We start from the raw sequence: 16,296 nt of genomic DNA, 5'->3' as shown, positions 1-16,296 counted from the left end.
CGGCCGGCTGCCCTGCTGCTGCTGGCCGCCGTGGCCGCCGTGCTGTGGGCCAACGGTCTGTGGACCGGCGGGCCGCTGGCCGGATCCTACGACAGGTTCTGGGAAGCCACCGTGGAGGTGCGCGCCGGCGGAATGGTCCTGGAGCTGACCTTGCGGGAACTGGTTAATGACGCGCTGATGGCCGTCTTCTTTTTCGTGGTGGGACTGGAGGTGCGCCGGGAATTCGCACTCGGAGAGCTGACCAACCGCTCCCGGGCAGTGGTCCCCGTAGTGGCCGCAGCGGCAGGCCTGGCCGTGCCGGCGGTGATCTTCCTGCTTTTCAACGCCGGCACGGACAACGCAGGTGCCTGGGGCGTGGTCATTTCCACCGACACCGCTTTCCTGTTGGGAGCCCTGGCCATCGCCGGGCCGAAGGTGCCCGGCCGGCTGCGGATTTTCCTGCTGACACTGGCTGTGGTGGATGACGTCGCCGCCCTGAGCATCATCGCCGTCGTCTACACCGACCACTTGGAACCCGTACCGCTGCTGCTCGGCTTCATCGGGCTGGCAGCGGTCTTCTGCACGCGCTACCTGCCCGCCGGCCGCGGGGCCGCCTACGCCGCACTGGCTGTCCTGACCTGGCTGGCCTTCTATGCCTCGGGGGTGCATCCGACCCTCGCGGGGGTGGGCATCGCTTTGCTCGTGCCGGTATTCGCGCCGGGCAGGCACCAGGTCGAACATGCGCTGGACCTCGCCCGGATCTTCCGGCAATCACCCAACTCCGGCTACGCCCGCGCCGCAGCGTCCAGCCTGCGGGAGTCCATCTCCATTAACGAACGCCTGCACAGCGCCTACACCCCCTACGTTGACTACCTCATCCTGCCGTTGTTCGCCCTGGCCAATGCCGGGGTCCGGCTGGACGGGGAAACCCTGGAAAGGACAGCGCAGTCCCCGCTGGCGTGGGGCATCGTCTGCGGCCTGGTGCTCGGGAAGTTCACCGGCATCTTCGGGGCAGCGGCCGTGCTGAAGCGGTTGCGGGTCGGTGAGTTCGGACCGGGCCTGACCCTGGGGCGTATTGCCGGCGGGGCCGCCTTGTCCGGGATCGGTTTCACCATTGCGCTTTTCATCATCGGCCTGGCCATCACGGACCCCGGCCTGCAGAACGAGGCACGGGTAGCCGTCCTGGCAGCTTCCGTCCTGGCCTTCGCCGCCGGGGCCCTCGTGTTCCAGGTGGTTGAGCGGCGCCGGCCGGCAGTTCCACCGGGGCAGGTCCTGGCACGCCCCGTCGACCCGTCCCGCGACCATGTGGTGGGCCCGCCGGAGGCACCGCTGACGCTGGTGGAATACGGCGACTACGAATGCCCGTTCTGCAGCAAGGCCACCGGCACCATCATGGAAGTCCGGGAGCATTTCGGCCCCCGGCTGCGCTACGTCTGGCGGCATTTCCCGCTCTCCCGCGTGCATCCGAACGCGGTTGCTGCCGCCCAGGCGGCGGAGGCTGCCGCCCGGCAGGGTCAGTTCCTGCCCTACAGTGCCCACCTCTTCGAGCACCAGGATGACCTGCTGCCCGAGGACCTGCTGCGCGCCGCCGAGGAAATGGGGCTGGACATGGAGCGGTTCGAGGCGGACCAGCGCTCAGCCGAGGTCAGCAACCGGGTGCTGGATGACGCCCTGGACGCGGAGTCCATGGACCTCAACGGCACACCCACGTTTTTTGTCGGCACCCGGCGGCACCACGGCCCGTACGATGCCGCCACGCTTATTACGGCACTGGAAGCCTCGGGACATTCCTGACCGGGACGCTCCGGTACTCTCCTAAGCTATGGGTCAGAAAATCTTGGTAACCGGCGCGGGCCGGGGCATCGGGGCGGCCATCGCAGCCGCCCTCGCGGAAGCCGGTCACAGCCTGGCGCTGCATACCGGGCACGACGCCGATGCGGCTCACCGGGTCGCCGCGTCCCTTCCCGGGACCGGACACGCCGTCGTCGTCGGTGACCTGTCCGACGCGGACGAATGCGGGCGGATCTTCGCTGAAGCGGTGGCGGCACTGGGCGGCCTGGATGTGCTGGTCAACAATGCCGGTGTGTTCCGTGCGCAGCCGGTGACGTCCGGGTCCTACACGGACTGGCAGCAGGCGTGGCGGCAGACCATCGACGTGAACCTGATGGCCCCGGCAAACCTGTCCCGGCTGATGACGGAGCACCTGATGCAGCGCCCCGAGGGGCCGGCCGGAGGGCGCCTGGTCAACGTGGGATCCCGCGGCGCCTTCCGCGGCGAACCGGAAAACCCGGCGTACGGCGCCAGCAAGGCGGCACTGCACGCGCTCACCCAGTCGCTGGCCGTGGCCCTGGCACCGCACGGCATTTTTGCTGCTGCCGTTGCCCCCGGCTTCGTGGACACCCGGATGGGCCGGCCGGCCCTGGAAGGTGAAAGCGGGGTCGCCATCCGGGCGCAGAGTCCGTTCAACCGCGTGGCCGAACCGGAGGAAGTGGCCGCCGCCGTGGCCTGGCTGGCCGCCGAGGCGCCGGTGTGGACCAGCGGCACCATCATCGACGTAAACGGCGCGTCCTACCTGCGCTGAGGCCGGTGTGGCAGTCCGGGCCCACCGCGGGACATGGAGTGCCTGTCCCGGGTGTGCGGCGGCTAGGCCTGCTGCGGCTGGCCGTTGCTGGCCGTGGTGCCGCCGTCCACCGGCAGGATCGCGCCGGTGATGAAGCGGGCGGCATCGGAGGCGAGGAACAGGATCGCATCGGCAACTTCGTCGGGCTGCCCGGCCCGGCCCAGGGCGATCCGTTCGGCGAACTTCGCTTTCTGCTCCTCGTCGTCCTTCTTGTCCTCCACCAGGTCGGTCCAGATCAGGCCCGGGGCTACGGCGTTGACCCGCACGCCGTCCTTGCCGTGGTCCAGTGCGACGGCGCGGGTGAAGTTGTTGACCCCGCCCTTGGCAGCGTTGTAGGGGCTCATGTTCCAGTCTGCGGCCATGCCCGATACCGAGGACGTGTTCACAATGCAGCCGCGGCTTTCGATCAGGTGCGGCATGGCGGCCTTGGTCCCGTAAAAGACGCCGGACAGATCGGTGTCGATGACCCGGTGCCATTCCTCGACGTCGGTCTCCTCCACCGGGCCCTGGGTCAGGGTGCCTGCATTGTTCACCAGGATGTCCAGGTGCCCGTGGGCCGCAACGGTGTCTTCCACCAGCTTGCGGACGTCGTCCCAGTTGGCGGAATCGGCGACGACGGCGGTGCCGCGGCCGCGCGGCAGGGCAGCGGCGGTTTCGGTGATTTTTTCGGCGACCGTATCGGTGAGGACCACGGTGGCTCCTTCGGCGGCGAATCCTCGCGCCGTGGCCTCGCCGATGCCGGATCCGGCGCCGGTGACAATGACGACTTTGCCTTCAAAACGGTTGTCCATGTGCAAGCCTTCCTCGTGTCTAAGCAGGGTGCCAGCGGTAATGCCAGTCCTTACGAACCTATCACCGGCCGTTTTTGCGCCTCCTCGAGTTCATCATCCACATACCGGGGTGCGGCTGCACGGATGCCCGCCCCCACCATCACGACGGCGGACGCGATCAGCACCGCCAGCGGCAGCGTCCAACTGCCCGAAACATCGTGCAGCGCGCCGATGGCGAACGGTCCCAGCGCGGCAAGCAGGTACCCCACCGGCTGGATAAAACCGGACAGCCTGGCCGTTACCCGCGGTTCCTTGGACCGGGCGGTGATCAGCGCCAGGGCCGTCGGGAACGCGAACCCGCCGACCCCGAGCAACAGGGCCCAGATCCAGGGCAGGGTTCCCGGTGCCAGCAGGAGCCCGCTGTAACCGGCGGCCATGCACAGGCCCAGCCCCACAATGTAGGAACGCAGCCGGGGCGACCGGGCCACCAGCACCGGCATGATCAAACCTCCCGGAATCCCAAGGGCCGCGATGATCGCTGCCATCAGCCCGGCCTGGGCCTGGTCGAGCCCGGCGTCGCGGTAGATCTGTGCCGCCCAGCCGAACTGCACATAGGCGTGCATGGACTGGACGCCGAAGAAGATACTGAGGGCCACGGCCGTCCGGGAAGAACGCATCCGCGTCCGGGTGCCCTTTCCCCGGGGCACCGCAACTACCGGCTCGCGGCCTGCCCGCAGGGCAATAACGGCCCAGGGGATGAAGGCCGCCCCGGCCACCGCGCCCCACAGCCCCAGGCTGAGCCGCCAGCCGTCGGGTCCGGTGCCTGCCAGCACTCCACCCAGCAGCAACGGCAGGGTGGCGCCCAGGGCCAAGGTGGTGCCGTAGATGGAATTCAGCGCCGCCAGGTTCCGGCCGCCGTGCCGTTTGATGAAGGCCGGGACAAGGATATTGCCCACGGCCATGCCCGCGAAGGCCGCAACGGTAAGGCCCATGAACAGCACCGCGTTGCCCACCAGGGCACGGGCCAGCAGCCCGAAAGCGACCAACGCCAGTGCCAGGACTATGGCCCCGTTGACCCCGGCCTTGCGGGACACGGCGACGGCGAGCGCTCCCACCGCGGCGAACGTCAGGCCGGGCAGGGCCGTGAGGACGCCGGCGGCGGTGGCGTCCAGCCCCAGTGCGGCCTGCAGCTCGGCCAGGACCGGGCCGATCGACGACGCGCCCGGGCGAAGGTTCACCGCCACCAGCACCACGGCGGCGGCCACCAGCCAAAAGGGCAGGGACCCGCTCCGGTCGGCGGTTCTGTCAGTGGTCCTCCGGGTCTGGCTCATCCGAGTACTTCTATCACGGTCTAGGAGTAAGGCGCGGGTTCCTCTGCCGGGATGATGACAAACGCCGTGGCCGTGTCCGGAGCGATCTCGGTCATGCCGGCGTCGACAATCAGCGGACCGGCACCGGGGCCCTGCGATATTGCGGCAAACTCTTCCCCCGGGATAAAGCGGACGCCGGCGGGCCACCCTGACTCAGCCCAGGCCAGCTGCTCAGCGAACGGCAGCTCCAGGTACCAGGACAGCAGGGCGTGGGCGGCCTGTGCAGACGCTTTGCCGGTGGACATCTCCAGATCCGCGTTGAGCACCACTACCGGAGCCCCTTCCGGCGAGGCGGCAGGCTTCTCGTCGGGCAGCTGCGTCCCGGAAACCTGCAGCTTGGCCAGGGCCTTGGGCATCTGTTCATAGGTCACCGGCTCAAAGGCCATGGCCTGTGCACTGCCCACTGTGACCGCGCCCGACGGCGCGGCGGCCGCGAGCCGGGAAAAGGTGGTGGGATTGGCGCGGCGGACGGTCTTGGTGAACCGTCCGTAGAGCCAGTTCTCCCATGCCTCGCTCTCCTCGGTGGCCGCATACGCGCGGACGCTGGCCACCGCTGCGGCTGCCACGGCGTCGCGGTGCGCGGCCGGGGCGGTTTTGTCCACAAGCAGGACGATGGGCTGGACTTTGTCGAACGGCTGCATGGTCCCAGTTTTTCACGCCCGGGAGCCGTTGGCAGGACAAGGCGCGGCGCCCGGCCCGCCGGTACGCCCGCCGGGGATACTGGGTCTATGAGCACTGACACCACTGCCCGCAGCGACTGGCTCCGTTTCAGGGAGGATCGCAACGCGTCCCTGGCCAAGGAGCACGGATGGCTGAGCCTGACCGGTTTTTTCTGGCTGCCGGGTTCCCCCGCCAAGCTTCCGGGCCTGCCCGGCCTGTGGTCCGCATCCGACGGCGGGGCGGTGCTGGAGGCTGCTGACACGGACGGGCTGCACCTGGTCGACTCCGGCGAACCGGCATCCGGCCGGCTGGCCGCACGGCTCGACGACGAGGAATCGCTGCTCTGGGTCGGGTTCCAGGCCGGGCACGATGGAGCCGGGCACGGAGGGGATGTGGTGGTGGAACTTGCCCGCCGCGCCGGGCGGTACGCGGTGCGTCCCCGAGACGCTTCCTCGCCGGTGCTGGCGTCCTTCCGCGGGGTGCCCGTCTACTGGTACGCGCCGGAGTGGGTCCTTTCCGGCATCTTCGAGCCGTACCGGCAACCGGTGGACGTGCCCATCCGGACCGCCCATCCTGAGGTGCCCGGGGTCCACCGTTCCGTCGGCGAGGTGGCCTTCTCCTTGCCCGGGGACCAGGCCGTGCAGCGGCTGCAGGTGGCCTCGTCCGGGCGGGGCAGCCTGACGCTCACCTTCCACGACGCGACCAACGGCGCCTCGACGGCAGGCTGGCGGAGCCTGACCTTCCCCGCGCCGGCCGCCGGCACGAGGGAGCGGGGCCCGGTAGTCCTGGACTTCAACCGGGCCGTGAACTACCCCAGCGCTTTCACCCCGTTCGGCACCTGCCCCATGCCGGTCGACGGCAACCGGGTTGCCGGGCCCGTGGAGGCAGGCGAAAAGCGCCCGGACGCAGCTTGACCCTGCTCTGGCGGCCGCGGGAGCCAATGTTGGCGCTCCCCCTGCCGCTGGCCGGACCGCGGCGGTAGCGTTGCCGCCATGAGCGATCGTCAACCCCAGCGGCACAGCTCCGAAAAGGCTCCCAACGGCCCTGTCCCGGTACCGAAACGCGGTGCGGGGAAGGGTACTGCCGCTGCCCGCGACGCGGAAAACCAGTGGCAGGCCATGGAACGCGAAGGCGGCTTGTTCACCGTGGCGGAGATGGCCCAACGGCTGGGGTTCGGCGGCGGCCCGAATGCCATGGCACGCCAGCTCACCGGCAAGGGCAGAATCCTGGCCGTGCAGCGGAACGGCCACTTCCTGTATCCCGGGTTCCAGTTCGATTCCGACGCCCCGCGGGTGATCCCCGCGGTCAAGGATGTCATCCGGATGGGCCGTTATGCCGGGTGGCCGGATGAGCAGATCGCTCTCTGGTTCTACACCCCCAACCGGCAGCTCTCCGGCAAACGTCCGGTGGACGTGCGGGAGAACGAGGAGCAGCTGCTGAGCGTAGCGGAGGAGAACATTTCAAAGTAGCCCGGTATGGCAACAGCAGGGGTAGTTCTCCCCATCGACGTCCCTGTATTCCGTGTTGGACACTTCAGGTATGAAAAGCGCTGGCACCAAGATGCAGTCAACTCCTGCCGAGACGTGCCCGGCGCCATGACCCGGTTCACCACACCCCTCATCTCGCGGATGCTCACGGTATCCGCCCTAACCCTTGCCTTGGGAGGCTGTGCCAATAACCCCTCGAAAGCCGAGGCTGACCGGCCCGCAAACCCGGCCTCGGATATAGAAGCCACCCTGCAGTCGCTAATGGAAGAAGGCGGCGCAGGCACTTTGGACATCCGTTATCTTCGGGAGGAGTCGTGCCTCGCGGAGGAGCGCGTTGAAAACACCGAGGTGGAAACCCGGTGGGTCGGAGAAATCTCGGGTCAGGCAGCGCCACCGGAAACACCCGATACCGTGCTCGACGGCATATCGGCCCACCTCCAAGGTGAAGGGTGGGAGCTGAAGGAGGAGTAGCCCGCCTCAGGCCCGGCGGAAGCGCAGGGTCACCAGTTCGAAGGGCCGCAGCCGCAGGACCGGTCCGCCATCTCCCGGCGCCGGGCCGGACAGCGCATCGGATTCCACCGTCCGCTCCAGTAGGTCGGTGGCTTCCACCGCGGTGTAGTCGAAGTCCACCTCCAGCCGCGCTTCCGCCCGGGTACCGTGCGCTTCGTAGAGCCGGACCACCACGTCCCCGCTGCGGTCTTCGGCCAGCTTGACCGTCTCCACCACCACCGCGGGGTTGCTGACGGAAACCAGGGCCGGCAGCTGTTCCTCCGCTACACCCGGGACCGTACGCAGCGGCAGGTTCAGCCGGTATCCTTCGGCGACGGCGTCGGGGATGCCGGACGCCGGGCGGAGCGAATACCGGAACCGGTGTAGCCCTTGGTCGGCCTCCGGGTCCGGAAACAGCGGTGCACGCAGCAGCGAGAGCCGCAGCATGGTGCAGGGCCGTCCGTCCACCACCTCCCGGAAGGTGTCGTGTCCGTAGGTGGAATCGTTGGCTACGGCGACGCCGAATTCCGGCTCGCCCACGTGGATCCAGCGGTGTGCCACGGTTTCGAACCGGGCAGCGTCCCAGGAGGTATTGGCGTGGGTGGGCCGGAAAATGTGTCCGAACTGGATTTCCGACGCCGCCCGGTCCGCGTGCACGTCCAGGGGGAAGGCCAGCTTGAGCAGTTTCTGCCGCTCGTGCCAGTCCACTGCCAGGTCCAGATCCACGGCCGAGCCGTCCGGGCTGAGGGAAATCCGCTGGGTCATCCTCGAGTCGCCGAAGGAGCGCTCGATGGCCACCACCCGCCCGTTGTCCTCAAGAGAGACGGACTCCGGCTGCCCCAGGCCGGTGCCGCTGAACCGGTAATGCGCGTCCAGGTCCCAGGCATCCCACTGATTCGGGGTGTCGCGGAAGAGCTGGAACAGGTTCCCCGGCCGGCCGGGCGGGAACACCTCACGGCCGGACCCGGACTCGATCAGCGACGTAAACAACCCGTCCGCACAGACGTGCAGTTGCAGCCGGTCGCTGCTGATCCGCCATCCCCCGTCCACAGGTGTCCATGTCCACCCCGCGGACTCCGGTGCCGGCCGGGCGCCCGACGGCGGGACCCCCTGCACCGGGTAGGGGCCCCCATTCAGCACGGCGGTGTGAGGTCCTTCGCCCAGCAGGGCTCGCGCCGCGTTATCGATCAGGACCTCCAGTTCCGCGGCCACGCGCGCATGGTTCCGCTCGGCCTCCTGATGGACCCAGGCAATGGAGGTGCCGGGCAGGATGTCGTGGAACTGCTGCAGGAGCACGGCCTGCCAGGCAAGTTCCAACTTCCGGTAGGGGTACGCGGCGCCGGCCCGGACGGCTGCGGCAGCGCACCACAACTCGGCTTCATGCAAGAGGGCCTCGCTGCGCCGGTTGCCTTTTTTGGTGTTGGCCTGGCTGGTGTAGGTGCCGCGGTGGAACTCCAGGTACAGCTCTCCAGACCAGACCGGCGGGTCCGCCAGCTCCGCCTCGGCCGCCGTGAAGAACTGCTCGGGACTGGACAGCTGAACCGCCGGGGACCCTTCCAAAGACTGCGTGCGGTGCACTGCGGCAAGCATTTCCCGCGTCGGCCCGCCACCGCCGTCGCCCCAGCCGAACGGCACCAGGGAGGTGTTCGCGAACCCCTTTTCGGCGAACTGGCGCTGGGCCTTGGCCAGTTCGCGGCCGGACAGCTCGGAATTGTAGGTGTCCACCGGCGGGAAGTGCGTGAACAGCCGGGTGCCGTCGATGCCCTCCCAGAGGAAGGTGGAATGCGGCATGGTGTTCGTTTCGTTCCAGGAAATCTTCTGCGTCAAAAACCAGCGCGATCCCGCCGCCCGGGCGATCTGCGGCAGGGCGGCCGAGTACCCGAAGGAATCCGGCAGCCACACCACCTCGGGCTCGACCCCAAGCTGTTCCATGAAGAACCGTTTGCCGGCCACGAACTGGCGGGCCAGGGACTCTCCGGAGGGCATGTTGGTGTCCGATTCCACCCACATTCCACCGGTGGGGACAAACCGTCCCCCGCGTACCCGCTCTGCCACCCGGGCGAACAACTCCGGATAGTACTCCTGCAGCCAGGCATACTGCTGGGCTGAGGAGGCGGTAAAAACGAACTCCGGATCGGTGTCCATCAGTTCCAGGACATTCACGAACGTCCTGGCTACCTTCCGGACGGTTTCCCGTACAGGCCACAGCCAGGCCGAGTCGATGTGGGCATGCCCGACGGCGTGTACCCGGTGCGCGCTGGCGTACGCCGGGGAGAAGAGCGCCGGTGCCAGCTGCCTCCGCGCGGCGGCTGCGGTGCCGGGGAGGTCGGCCGGATCGGTGGCCGTGACGGCCCGTTCCAGTGCCCGCAGGATCTCATACCGGCGGGGCAGGTCCATCGGCAGTTCATGCATCAGCCCGTTCAACGTCCAGAAGTCCTGCGCCAGGTTCCAGACCCCGGCATCCAAGAGGCCGACGTCGGCGGCCCGGACGGCGTACAGCGGCGTATGGCCCGCCGTCGCCCGGTCCCCCAGCGGCGTGGGGGCAAAGGTGAACCCGGCGGCAATGTCGGGATTGGCGGCCGCCTCGACGTAGAACTCGAAGGACTCCCCGGGCCGCCGGGGCAGGGGAACGTGCAGGTTGCGCGGCTCCACTGCCTTCACGATGCGTCCGTCCGGTGCATAGACCAGGGCTTCGGCGGAGAAGCCGGGACCGCCGCCGGAGAACCCCAGATCAAGCAGCAGTTCGGCGCGGTTCCCGTCCCGCAGCTCCCAGCCGGCCGGCACCGTACCGGAAACCCGGAACCAGGCGGTGCCCCAGGGCGGTCCCCAACGCGTGCCGGCCGGCGCGGGCCGGTAGTCGCGTCCCACCGCCAGGGAGAACGGCACCGGCTCCCCCGGCGCTTCCCAGACCGCCAGCTCCACCGGTTGCCGGTTCCGCCAGGCTCCCCTGGCGAGCCGGTCGCGCAGGAACCGGTTGATCCGGGCTTCAACCAGTTCACGGTTATCGTGCATGCGGCTGCCCTCGTTCCGTCCATTGCCGGCAGGTCCGCCTGACGCTAGTACATGGAGAGGGTTTGCTCCATGGGTGGGGCCCGCCGGGAAGGGTCAGAGGCCGATGGCGGTTTCCATTTCCCGGACAAAGTCCTCGGTTTCGGCGGCATTGCGGAATCCGTAGGACACTTCCCGCACCGCTTCCTCCCGGGTCCGCGGAACGGCGTGGTATTTCGCCGCAGGGAAACTGGCCGGCTCGCTGACCGGTTCCACCAGCGGTTTGGCGTTCAGCCGGGCGAACTGGCGAAGTGTCGGGTCAATGCGCCACTGCCCGGTCTCCACCCAGAAGTGGTCACCCATCCCCGAACTGCCGCTCGCCACGCGTACGTCTTCCAACCCGGCGCGGGCCAGCAGCCACGCCAAGGTGAAGGACGTTGGAGCCCCCAGCCCCGATCCGTAGGGAATGTGGCCTTCGGCTACGGCTGCTGCGAGCTCTGCATATCGGGTGGCGTCCTGGCGGGTGAATGTCTGCATACCTCCATGATCCCAGCAGCCGGAAGGGTGCGCTGCCGGACCAAGCTGGCCGGAACCGCTACGAGGCCGCGGCGCCGGGTTCCCGGCGGGGGCCCTCCGGCCGCATCCTGGCGGTGGCGCGGCGCACGTACGGATCCCGTTCGGCGTTCTGCAGCAGCCGGTCGAAGTCCGCCAGCCCCACATCCGAGCATCTGAAGGTCAGCCGGGCCTCGGGCCGGCTTCCGGCCGGGGTGGCCTTGCGCCTGCCGGTGAGGGCAATACGCAACTGGCCGCCGGCGCCGTCGTTGACCTGCAGCTGCCGTGTCGCAGCCAGTTCACGCACCCCCTTGGCGTCCACTGCGGGGGCGTTGTAAAAGTACTCGCGCACCACCCGGGTCAGGGATTCCGCGTCAGCGCGGTCCTGGCGCGGCCACCGTACCAGCTTGTCGGTCGCGGCCTGCACCGGATGCAGGACAAAACCGAAGCCGATCAGGACCGTCACCAGGTCACCGCCGCCCAGGAAAAGAAACAGCATGGCGGCCATGCTCAGGCCCGCGACGGTCCGCAGCGAATGGTTCCGCCGGGGACTCAGCGGTATCGGGACCAGGACGGGGTTGGTCTGTGCCGGCATCAGGACCAGCCCCCTTTCAGTCCGGCCAAGGCCTCCGCCTCATGGGCCAGCCGTGCCGCTTCATGCAGCTGACGGTCATACAGGCTGCGGCCGTGGAGCAGCGGATCCTGCTCCACGCCTGCCTCAAGCAACCGCAACCTGTTCCGGTGGCTTTCCGCGGCCTGGGCGAGCTTCAGCTGGGATTTGGAACTTGTTAGCTTGTGCATCAATTCCTCCACACGGGATTCCTTGGCACGGACAACGTCAAAGTGGTGACGGGCCGTGGCTTCGATGCGCGCCGCCAGCTCATGCATACGGCGTGCGGTTGAGGCGAGGGCGACAGCCTGGCCTTCAGCCAGCTGCTCCTCCGCAATAACTGTTTCCAAGCTGCGCAGCCGCGTTTCATAGGACCGCGTGACGGCGCTGTAGTGCCGTAACACCTCCCACGCTGCGCGGACCTGGTTCCGGAGCACCTCCTGGCTGGATGACGTGGCGGCAATCGCGGCGTCAAGCCGGTCACAGGTCTCCGTGTAGCTGTCCGCGGGCTGCGGATTTCCAAACTGCGCGTGCGCGATCCGACGGACCCGTCTGAGGTTTTCGCCCACAGCTGCCTCTCTCATTTCCGTTCAGGAAGAGTTGCCGGTACGCGGCGCTGGGTTACAGCACTTTCCCGATATTCTTCCGCTCATTACTCCCCCAGCCAAGGCCTTCATCCCTCCGGAAGCTCCCGGGCCAGCCGGTCCAGTTCGACGGAGGTGTCCTGCACCATCCTGTCCGCGGTGGCAATGAGGCCCTCCAGGTTGGTTTTCCCGGCATTGTCCGAGGCAATGCTGGCTGCCGGCAGCAGATCCGTTTGGATACGGACGTACCGGTCGCCCAGAATCAGCTGCAGGCAGTCACGGACCAGCTGCCCGGGACCGCTGAGCACCATGGAGAGGTCCTTCGCCAGTTCCTGTAATTCCGGAGTCTGCTGCGTCTGCTCGGCTCCCAGCCGCAGGCCGGCATTCCGTGCCCCGGCACTGGTTCCGGTACCCAGCGACACCAGCAGGACGCCGTCGGCCGCTGCAGGCAGCACGGAACCGAGCGAGTATCCCAGCACGGCCGGATCGTCCGCGGCCAACCCTCCGTCCACCAATTGCCGCTCCGTGCCGCCGGGGTCCGTGTAGGGCACCGCCGGAAAATAGCGGGGAAGCGATGCGGTCGCCTGTGCGGCCAGGGCCATGGGGGCGTCGCCGAGGAGGGACTGATCCAGCCCGCCGCCGGCAAAATGCAGCGCCTCGGTATGGGCAAGGTCGCAGGTGGTGACGGCTACCGGACGGACCGCCCCGGACAGGGACTGGGTGCCGAGAGCCTCGTCCAAATAGTGCTTCAGCGGTCCGGCTGAATACCGCGGCGACCCCGCAGGCTGCTCCTCTGCCTGCTCGGGAAAAATCTCGGCGGCACTGTCCAGGTTTAGTTGCCGGACCTCGTCCGCGCTGTAGGGGCGCCCGCCGTGCGGGGATGACACCAGTGCCAGGGCAGCCATGCCTCCAGCGGAAGTTCCCACCACCAGGTCAAAGAGGTCCGCCGTCCTCTGTCCTGCCTGTTCCTCCAACGCGGTCAGCCAGGTCAGCGGAATAATCCCGCGGATGCCGCCGCCGTCGATCGAAAGAATGCGAAGCATATGACGGCTCCTGACGGCGGCTGCGGTGGTCCGGTCCCATTAACCCTGCCCGGCGGCGGCGTACCCGGTCAATGGAAGAGGGCGTTTCCGGCACTCCCGGCGGACGGGAGGTGTGGCAGACCGCGGGCATGGAAATCCGGCCAGCCTGCCCGCGATCGCCAGGCCGGGGACTTTTGCTTACCGGACCATCCTTCCGGCACTAGTCGACGTACCGCAGCCCGGCGGCCTCCAACGGTGCGCGCATGGAATACATGTCCAGCCCGAGTTCCCCCGCGGCCAGTCGTTCGCGTTTGGCGGCCTCGTTGTCCTCACGTTTCCGGGCCGCGTCGGCCACCTCGCCGGCACGTTGGGCCGGAACCACCACCACTCCGTCCACGTCTGCAACGACCACGTCGCCGGGGTTGACCAGCGCGTTCGCGCACACCACCGGAACATTGACGGAACCCAGGGTCGCCTTGACGGTGCCCTTGGAGTTGATGGCACGCGAGAACACCGGAAAGTCCATGTCCTGCAGCGCTGCGGCATCCCTGCAGCCGCCGTCGATCACCAGGCCGACGCCCCCTCTGGCACGCACCGAGGTGGCCAGCAGCTCGCCGAAGAAACCGTCTTCACACTCCGTCGTGCAGGCGGCCACCAGCACGTCGCCCGGTTGCAGCTGTTCAACCGCCACGTGGAGCATCCAGTTGTCCCCGGGCTGCAGCAGCACGGTCACGGCAGGACCGTACAACCGGGCGCCCGGATAGACCGGCCGCATATAGGGGCGCATCAACCCAAGTCTGCCCATCGCTTCGTGCACGGTACTGGTGCCGTACGGGGAAAGGGCCTCAATGTCCGCCTTCGGGGCGCGGGTGATGCTGCGCCGGACCACTCCGAGTTCATGCATTGGTGCTGCTCCTTTGGCGTTCATGGCCCTGCCGGATCAGCAGGGCGTCCAGGCGCGGGTACACCGCGCGGGCATTGTGCTCGTGGATGTCGCCGAGCTCCTCGCCGGTCAGCCCTGCGTGGGCCAGGTAGCGTCCGGTGTCGTCAAAGTTGAAACCGGTGCATGGGTCAACATCCCGCACGGCTCCGATCATTTCCGAAGCGAACAGGATGTTCTTCGTGGGAATGACTTCCAGCAGGAGCTCAATGCCTGGCTGGTGGTAGACGCAGGTATCAAAGAACACATTGTTCAGCAGGTGCTCTTCCAACGGCGGTTTGCCCAGGGCCATGGCAAGGCCGCGGAATCGTCCCCAGTGATACGGAGCCGCGCCGCCGCCGTGCGGAATGATGAATTTCAGATCAGGGAAGTCCGCGAACAAATCGCCTTGGATCAGCTGCATCACCGCCGTGGTGTCCGCATTGAGGTAGTGCGCTCCCGTGGTGTGGAAGGCGGGATTCGCGCTGGTGCTGACGTGGGTCATCGCCGGCAGGCCGTATTCCACCATCTTTTCGTAGATGGGATACCAGGATCGGTCCGTCAGCGGCGGCGAGGTCCAGTAGCCGCCGGAAGGATCCGGGTTCAGGTTCAGCGCCACGGCCCCGTAGTCCCGGACGCAGCGTTCCAGTTCCGGGACGCAGGTGGCCGGGTCCACGCCCGGCGACTGCGGCAGCATCGCGGCTGGGACAAACCGGTCCGGGAACAGCCGGCTGACGCGGAAACAAAGCTCGTTGCAGATGGCCGCCCACTGCGCCGAGGTGGAGAAATCCCCCACATGGTGAGCCATAAAGGAGGCCCGGGGTGAAAAGACGGTCAGGTCGATTCCGCGCTCGTCCATCTGGCGCAGCTGGTTGGCCGCTACGCTCTCGCGCAGCTCGTCGTCGCTGATCGCCGGGCCGGCCGGGTCCGGGGCCGCCAGGGCCGTATCGGCGAGCGCGGCAACTTGGCTGTCTCGCCAGGCACCCAGGGCCGGGGGTGCCGTGGTGTAGTGCCCGTGGCAATCGATGATCATTGGATCTCCTCCTCGGCTGCTGCCGCCCCGGTATTCCAGAGGCGGCGCGGAATCAGAACGTCGCCGGCCATGATCAGCCGCGCGGTGCGCAGCAGGGCGGATTTAGTGACGGCGCCGGACGGATCCAGCCCGAGCTCAATGCTGAATTCGCCGGACGGGTGCTCCACCGAGACCGTGACGTCCCCGGCGGTCAGCGTGCACATGTTCCGGGCGACGCTCCCCTCCAGGACGCAGGCCGTGGCGGCGGTTACCGCGGCCAGGACGCCGATCGACTCATGGCAGACGTGCGGGATAAAACTGCGGGTATTAATGCTTCCGCCGTGGACGGGGGCGGACACCAACGTCATTTTCGGGTAGTTCTTCGCTGAAACATCCCCCAGGCCCATCAGTTGGCCACAGTGCAGCCGCAACCTTTCCAGCTTCTGCTTCAGCTCGGTATCCAGGTTCAGGTCCGCTGCCGATTCGTAGCCGCTGCGGCCCAGATCGGCGGCGCGGACTATGACCAGCGGCTGTCCGTTGTCGATGCAGGTCACTTCCACGGGCCCTACCCCGTCGAGGTCCACCGTGTCGGCGGGGCTGCCGGTGGGCAGCAGGGCGCTGCACACCGAACCGGCCGTATCCAGGAAGTTGATGGTGACGGGGGCGGCGGTGCCGGGCACCCCGTCTATGGACACCTCCCCGGCATATTCCACGTACCGGCCGTGTTCTCCCCGCGGGGTGGGGATGCTGATCTCGGCCACCATCCCGGTGTTCAGGGTGAGGACACGGGCGGTGGTGGTGTCGCTGGCCGGAACCAAGAGTCCGGACTCCACCGCAAACGGAACGACGGCGGCTAGCATGTTCCCGCAGTTGGCCGTGGTATCCACGGTGTCGCCGAGCGGCTGCAGCTGTGCGAACTGAAATTCGAGATCTACTCCGTCCTGTGTGCCTCCACTTACAATGCCGACCTTGCTGGTCAGCGGATTGGCACCCCCGACTCCGTCCACTTGCAGTGGGTGCGGGGAGCCGAGGGTTGCGAGCAGAACCCGGTCGCGGGCAGCCGGTTCCGCAGGCAGGTCGGCGCGGCGGAAAAACGGACCTCTGGAGGTGCCGCCCCGCATGAACCAGCACGGAACGGCGGTCTGACTGCCGCGGAGGCGGGATCTGTCTGTGCGGGCAATGGCGACGGCGTCCATGGGGCCCCTTCCTGTGGCGTGCACCACAAGAATGTACC

The 16,296-nt window shown here is 67.9% G+C and carries 16 protein-coding genes; 5 read left to right on the top strand and 11 right to left on the bottom strand.

All coding sequences use genetic code 11. The features are described 5' to 3' along the window. Together nhaA and AC5RUF_RS13455 are read left to right on the top strand one after the other, a co-directional pair. A partial coding sequence (gene nhaA / locus AC5RUF_RS13460; protein ID WP_494130908.1) for a Na+/H+ antiporter NhaA occupies positions 1-1,773 on the top strand: 1,773 nt, incomplete at its 5' end. Positions 1,774-1,801: 28 nt separating this feature from the next. Next, positions 1,802-2,560: an SDR family NAD(P)-dependent oxidoreductase gene (locus AC5RUF_RS13455; protein ID WP_494130907.1), complete on the top strand. Its 759-nt coding sequence runs from the start codon at positions 1,802-1,804 to the stop codon at positions 2,558-2,560. A gap of 62 nt (positions 2,561-2,622) precedes the next feature. On the opposite strand, the gene budC is transcribed toward AC5RUF_RS13455, so the two are convergent. Genes budC through AC5RUF_RS13440 form a run of 3 tightly spaced genes read right to left on the bottom strand, consistent with a single transcriptional unit; the run spans position 2,623 to position 5,380 of the window. Continuing rightward, positions 2,623-3,390 carry a meso-2,3-butanediol dehydrogenase gene (budC, locus tag AC5RUF_RS13450; protein WP_494130906.1) on the bottom strand — a complete coding sequence of 256 codons (768 nt, stop codon included), beginning with the start codon at positions 3,388-3,390 and terminating at the stop codon, positions 2,623-2,625. A 50-nt stretch (positions 3,391-3,440) separates the two neighbouring features. Next, on the bottom strand, positions 3,441-4,700 hold the full coding sequence (locus tag AC5RUF_RS13445; RefSeq protein ID WP_494130905.1) for an MFS transporter: 1,260 nt from the start codon (positions 4,698-4,700) through the stop codon (positions 3,441-3,443). Between the two features lie 20 nt (positions 4,701-4,720). After that, positions 4,721-5,380 (bottom strand): peptidyl-tRNA hydrolase, encoded by a 660-nt coding sequence (locus tag AC5RUF_RS13440; protein WP_494130904.1) that lies wholly within the window; start codon positions 5,378-5,380, stop codon positions 4,721-4,723. 87 nt (positions 5,381-5,467) lie between these two features. On the opposite strand from AC5RUF_RS13440, the gene AC5RUF_RS13435 reads away from it, so the two are divergent. The 3 genes from AC5RUF_RS13435 (at position 5,468) to AC5RUF_RS13425 (ending at position 7,357) form a co-directional block, all read left to right on the top strand. Continuing rightward, positions 5,468-6,313 carry a DUF1684 domain-containing protein gene (locus tag AC5RUF_RS13435; protein ID WP_494130903.1) on the top strand — a complete coding sequence of 282 codons (846 nt, stop codon included), beginning with the start codon at positions 5,468-5,470 and terminating at the stop codon, positions 6,311-6,313. Positions 6,314-6,391: 78 nt separating this feature from the next. Next, positions 6,392-6,868 (top strand): hypothetical protein, encoded by a 477-nt coding sequence (locus AC5RUF_RS13430; RefSeq protein WP_494130902.1) that lies wholly within the window; start codon positions 6,392-6,394, stop codon positions 6,866-6,868. Between the two features lie 6 nt (positions 6,869-6,874). Continuing rightward, a complete protein-coding gene (locus AC5RUF_RS13425; protein WP_494130901.1) occupies positions 6,875-7,357 on the top strand; it encodes a hypothetical protein in 483 nt (160 codons plus the stop codon). Between the two features lie 6 nt (positions 7,358-7,363). Here the strand turns inward: AC5RUF_RS13425 and AC5RUF_RS13420 are convergent, their stop codons facing one another. The 8 genes from AC5RUF_RS13420 to AC5RUF_RS13385 all read right to left on the bottom strand — a co-directional run bounded on the left by AC5RUF_RS13420 (position 7,364) and on the right by AC5RUF_RS13385 (position 16,258). Continuing rightward, the gene (locus AC5RUF_RS13420; RefSeq protein WP_494130900.1) at positions 7,364-10,387 is read right to left on the bottom strand and encodes an alpha-mannosidase; all 3,024 of its coding nucleotides are present in this window, start codon (positions 10,385-10,387) and stop codon (positions 7,364-7,366) included. A gap of 93 nt (positions 10,388-10,480) precedes the next feature. Further along, positions 10,481-10,900 (bottom strand): hypothetical protein, encoded by a 420-nt coding sequence (locus AC5RUF_RS13415; RefSeq protein ID WP_493998902.1) that lies wholly within the window; start codon positions 10,898-10,900, stop codon positions 10,481-10,483. A gap of 58 nt (positions 10,901-10,958) precedes the next feature. After that, the gene (locus AC5RUF_RS13410) at positions 10,959-11,510 is read right to left on the bottom strand and encodes a hypothetical protein (protein ID WP_494130899.1); all 552 of its coding nucleotides are present in this window, start codon (positions 11,508-11,510) and stop codon (positions 10,959-10,961) included. Beyond that, the gene (locus AC5RUF_RS13405) at positions 11,510-12,109 is read right to left on the bottom strand and encodes a hypothetical protein (RefSeq protein ID WP_494130898.1); all 600 of its coding nucleotides are present in this window, start codon (positions 12,107-12,109) and stop codon (positions 11,510-11,512) included. Before AC5RUF_RS13405 ends, AC5RUF_RS13410 begins: the two co-directional genes overlap by 1 nt. Before the next feature lie 89 nt (positions 12,110-12,198). Continuing rightward, the gene (locus AC5RUF_RS13400; RefSeq protein ID WP_493997842.1) at positions 12,199-13,152 is read right to left on the bottom strand and encodes a patatin-like phospholipase family protein; all 954 of its coding nucleotides are present in this window, start codon (positions 13,150-13,152) and stop codon (positions 12,199-12,201) included. Between the two features lie 199 nt (positions 13,153-13,351). Then, a complete protein-coding gene (gene ligK, locus AC5RUF_RS13395; RefSeq protein WP_493997843.1) occupies positions 13,352-14,035 on the bottom strand; it encodes a 4-carboxy-4-hydroxy-2-oxoadipate aldolase/oxaloacetate decarboxylase in 684 nt (227 codons plus the stop codon). Then, complete coding sequence (locus AC5RUF_RS13390; protein ID WP_494130897.1) at positions 14,028-15,083, bottom strand: amidohydrolase family protein; 1,056 nt, start codon at positions 15,081-15,083, stop codon at positions 14,028-14,030. Before AC5RUF_RS13390 ends, ligK begins: the two co-directional genes overlap by 8 nt. Further along, a complete protein-coding gene (locus AC5RUF_RS13385; RefSeq protein WP_493998322.1) occupies positions 15,080-16,258 on the bottom strand; it encodes a 4-oxalomesaconate tautomerase in 1,179 nt (392 codons plus the stop codon). Before AC5RUF_RS13385 ends, AC5RUF_RS13390 begins: the two co-directional genes overlap by 4 nt. Positions 16,259-16,296 lie beyond the last annotated feature (38 nt).

The organism is Arthrobacter sp. Y3224198 (assembly GCF_059090025.1).
This window is presented reverse-complemented; position numbering and strand designations above follow the sequence as displayed.